3 protein-coding genes are annotated in these 3,933 nt (G+C 43.2%); all 3 read left to right on the plus strand.

Annotated features, from left to right (window positions below; all coding sequences use genetic code 11):
- The first annotated feature begins 84 nt into the window (after positions 1-84).
- Positions 85-609: a HEPN domain-containing protein gene (locus VNE01S_RS18560; RefSeq protein WP_053397228.1), complete on the plus strand. Its 525-nt coding sequence runs from the start codon at positions 85-87 to the stop codon at positions 607-609.
- Positions 610-800: 191 nt separating this feature from the next.
- Positions 801-1,355, plus strand: a complete 555-nt coding sequence (locus VNE01S_RS18565) for a chloramphenicol phosphotransferase CPT family protein (RefSeq protein WP_162208415.1) — start codon at positions 801-803, stop codon at positions 1,353-1,355.
- Between the two features lie 683 nt (positions 1,356-2,038).
- Positions 2,039-2,863, plus strand: coding sequence for a hypothetical protein (locus tag VNE01S_RS18570; protein ID WP_053397226.1), 825 nt, complete (start codon positions 2,039-2,041; stop codon positions 2,861-2,863).
- Positions 2,864-3,933 lie beyond the last annotated feature (1,070 nt).

A 3,933-nucleotide genomic window follows, 5' to 3' on the forward strand; every position in this document is an offset into this window, starting at 1 on the left:
AGTGTTTACGGCACAATAGCTTAGGTTGGGTGATGGCGTTGTTCACCCCTTAATGCGGCGTTATGTTTACAAAAAGGAAGTAAGGTGGGAAAGAAAAATAGACCAAAATACAGAATCTTAGAGTCAATAGTGGTTCAATCTGGTAATCAATATCAAGATGCTGCATCGGTGCTTGCAAGCAGTGATGGAAACCTCTGGGTAGCATGTGTCAATGCCTCGCTAGCAATAGAAATCTATCTGAAATCGTTCTTGATTACAGAACACCAAGTTCAAGGTTACTCAAGATTTAAAGGAACAGTTCACAAATCACATGATCTAGCCAAACTTTATAGAAAGCTTCATCCTCATAAGAAGTTAGTACTTCTGGACGCTATTGAATATGTTTCTCCCGGCATGGACCTAGTAGCAGAGCTGACAAGGCACCGAAATGTATTTACGAACGCTAGATACACTTTTGAGCCAAATAACGTCGAATCAATGGGCTCGGGCATAATCAATTTGGCTAGGGTTTTAAGGCAGGCGGTTACTCATATATTAAAGGTTCATTACCCAGTGACTCGCCCTCCACATCTTGAAAAAGCGGTACGGGAAGCACTTGCGAAAAAGTAAACATAACAAGCAATTTAAGAGGGATTCTCAACGCTTGGCACTTTTGCTTCTGCTTCAAATTTAGTGTTTATGGCACAATGCTTTAGGTTTGGGGGAAGGCGTTGTTCACCCCTTAATTGGGCGTTAGGTTTTTTCCTTGCGACCAATTAGTTTAGCGCTATCATATTGATTTTAAGAAAGAGTTTAATGGTTTGGTAATATTCTTAAATGGAACTTCCAGCTCTGGAAAAACGACATTAAGTAATGCCTTGCAACAGGCTTTGGCTGATGTTTACCTACATGTTTCAGTTGATACTTACTTGTCTCAAATTGCTCAATGTGACCTAAATAATGCCTCACTAATGGAAGAACGACTCCCTTATATCGTCAATGGTTTCCATGAATCAGCAGCAGCTATTGCGCGTACAGGAAATAACGTTATCGTAGATTACATACTTCAGCAGCCAGAATGGTTAGACGCTTGTGTTAAGGCGTTTGAGAGGTTACCTGTGCTCTTCGTCGGTGTGCACTGTCCTCTCGAAGTGCTGGAAGCGCGTGAAGTGTCGAGGGGGGACCGCAAACAAGGAGCAGCTCGTTTTCAGTTTAATCGCGTACATAGTCATGGTACTTATGACCTTGAATTAGACACATCAAGTTTAGGCGTAGAAGCTTGTGTATCAGAAATCATTGCGTATATTGAGTCAGACTCGAAACCTTCGGCATTTGAGAGGCTTAGGGCTCAAAGTGAAATTGGAAAACAAACCTAACAAAGCATTTAAGAGTGATTCGCAACGCTTGGCAGTTTCGCTTCGCTCAAGTATAGCCAAGCGCTGCTCACACCTTAATGCGGCGTTATGTTTACTTGTATTTCAGTGGCTTAAAGCTTCTTCGACCTATGTTCTTTACCCCTTTGGCAGTTCGTCCGAGTTGCCTCAGCAAATCCGCATTGTCGGCCTAATTTCGTGAATTCCTCAGCCCGTAAAATATGTCAATGTTCGCGGGTTGCTTCATTTGCAGGTCGTGGCGGTTGGTTTCAAATTTCACGGGCTCTAAGTCGCTTTGAGCGTATTTGCCAATCAGCATATCGGCTTGGCAGTTGCCTCGGCAATTTGCCATTGTTCTGCGCTTTGGTTGGAAAGAGAGGGCGCTTGTTGAACGTTTGTCGGGTTGCCTCATTGGGCAGGGAAGTGGAATTACGCGTTTGGTGTTTCGTGCTTCTGGCGGCCAAGTGAGTATGAGCTTGTGATCTACTTCTTGAAATACGTTTAACAACGCAGTTCTTTGCCAAGTAAATCAGTCATTTGTGGTAAAACATAACAAACAATTCAAGCAGACCCTCAACGCGTGGCACTTTTGGTTTGCGTCAGGTTTTGTGTTGCCGAGCAATGCGGAAAGTGAGTCAGGGCGTTTCGGGCTACTTAATTGGGCGTTAGGCTTATAGGAGATTATCGTGACTGATAAGAAACTGGAAAGATCGGAAGAGTTCATTATTCATGATTTAGCAGTATTGACCGATAGTGATAAATGGAAAAAGTACTGCCGAGTTACGGCTAATGCAATGAGTGTTATACCTTGGGTCGGAAGTATTCTAGCGTCTGGTGCCGCGGCTCATGGTGAAAAAAGCCAAGGGCAAGTAAACGCACTCTATGAAGAATGGTTGCAAGTACACAAAACCAAGATTGAACTGTTGGCTAAGTCGCTCGACGAGGTTACCGACCGCTTAGAGTCTATACCCGAAGAATTTGAAGCTAGAATCCAGAGTGAAGAATATTTAGGTTTAGTTCGTCGCGCGTTTAGATCTTGGGATACCTCTGATACAGCAGAGAAACGGCAATATGTAGTAAATTTGATCTCTAACGCAGCCGCGTCAAATATTTGTCCTGATGACCAGATTCGATTATTCAATGATTGGCTTGATACTTATCATGAAATTCACTTTAAGGTTATTCGTTCTATTTATCAGAAACCTGGGATAACACGGTTAGATATTTGGCAATCTGTAAGTGATATCGTGCCTCGAGAAAATAGTGCAGAGGCAGATCTTTTCAAACTATTAATCAGAGACTTAAGTACTGGTAGTGTTATTCGGCAGTTTAGACCAACAAATATGCAAGGGCAGTTTGTAAAACAAACTCGCACAACAAAACGTTCTGGTTCTGGCAGTAGCACAATGGAGTCAGCGTTTGAAAATACTAAGCAATATGAGCTTACAGAGCTTGGCTCTCAGTTCGTCCATTACACAATGAACCAAGTAGTAAAAAGGCTGGAATCATAAGCCTAACAAAGCATTTAAGAGTGATTCGCAACGTTTGGCAGTTTCGCTTCGCTCAAGTATAGCCAAGCGTCGCTCACACCTTAATGCGGCGTTAGTTGCCAACGAGAAAAACACAGCTAAAACAAAATATTTAGGGCTAAGGTCCGTGTGTTTTTGGCTCGGTTTTCGTATTTCAATTTCAAGTTATTGGGGTTTGTAAAATCGTGCGTTGGTTTCTTTTGTGGTTGGATTTTCTGTTTCAGTAACTGGTTTATTTGTTGAAAGTTAGCTGTGTAGCATTGTCTGTCCAAAGGAGCTTTTTGGTGTCGTTTGCTCGTTTTCTACGGCGTTGTACGTTCCAAGTGGTTTCAGTGACAGACGCTTGGAAACTGCGCCTGATTTGAGTTCTCCAAAATACGCAAAGACAGTGTTGGCAAAGCGGCAATTAACATCAAATCAAAGCTTTAGGTTTGGCAACTAACAAAGCATTCAAGAGGGATTCACAACGCTTGGCAGTTTTGGTTTGAATTAGCTTTAGTGTTTACGGCACAATGGTTTAGGTTGGGTGGTTTGCGTTGTTCACCCCTTAATGCGGCGTTAACTTACTGCATACAAAACAAAGCGTTAAGGCTAATCTGAAATCTGGTTCTTACATTATTCAAGGTGCTTGCTTAAGTCGCTTGCGAACGCCTCAAAAGTCGTTAAAGCTGCTCTGGGCTCTGGGCTCTGGGCTCTGGGCTCTGGGCTCTGGGCTCTGGGCTCTGGGTTCTGGGTTGGCGCTATTGGCAACGGTGAGCGGCGAAAATAGCAATTCCAATCCAAGCATCGGTGGGTGAATTTGCGTGAGACTCTCAGGGTGGCATTAATGGTTCAAGTTCAAGCCAGTTCAAAGTTTGGCGTGGTTCTAGGGAAAGTTTCACTTTTCAGTTGTAGAATCACTCAGTAAACAGGCTTAAGGTATTGAAAGTAATAAGTTAACAAGGCGTTCAAGAGGGACAGTCAACGCGTGGCGAATTTGGTTCAAATCTTGGCATTGGTGTTTACGGTGGTAAATTTAATTTTGGTGGTAGCGCGTTGCTGCCCCTTAACGC

The sequence above is a fragment of the Vibrio nereis NBRC 15637 genome (genome assembly GCF_001591105.1).
GTDB classification, from domain to species: domain Bacteria; phylum Pseudomonadota; class Gammaproteobacteria; order Enterobacterales; family Vibrionaceae; genus Vibrio; species Vibrio nereis.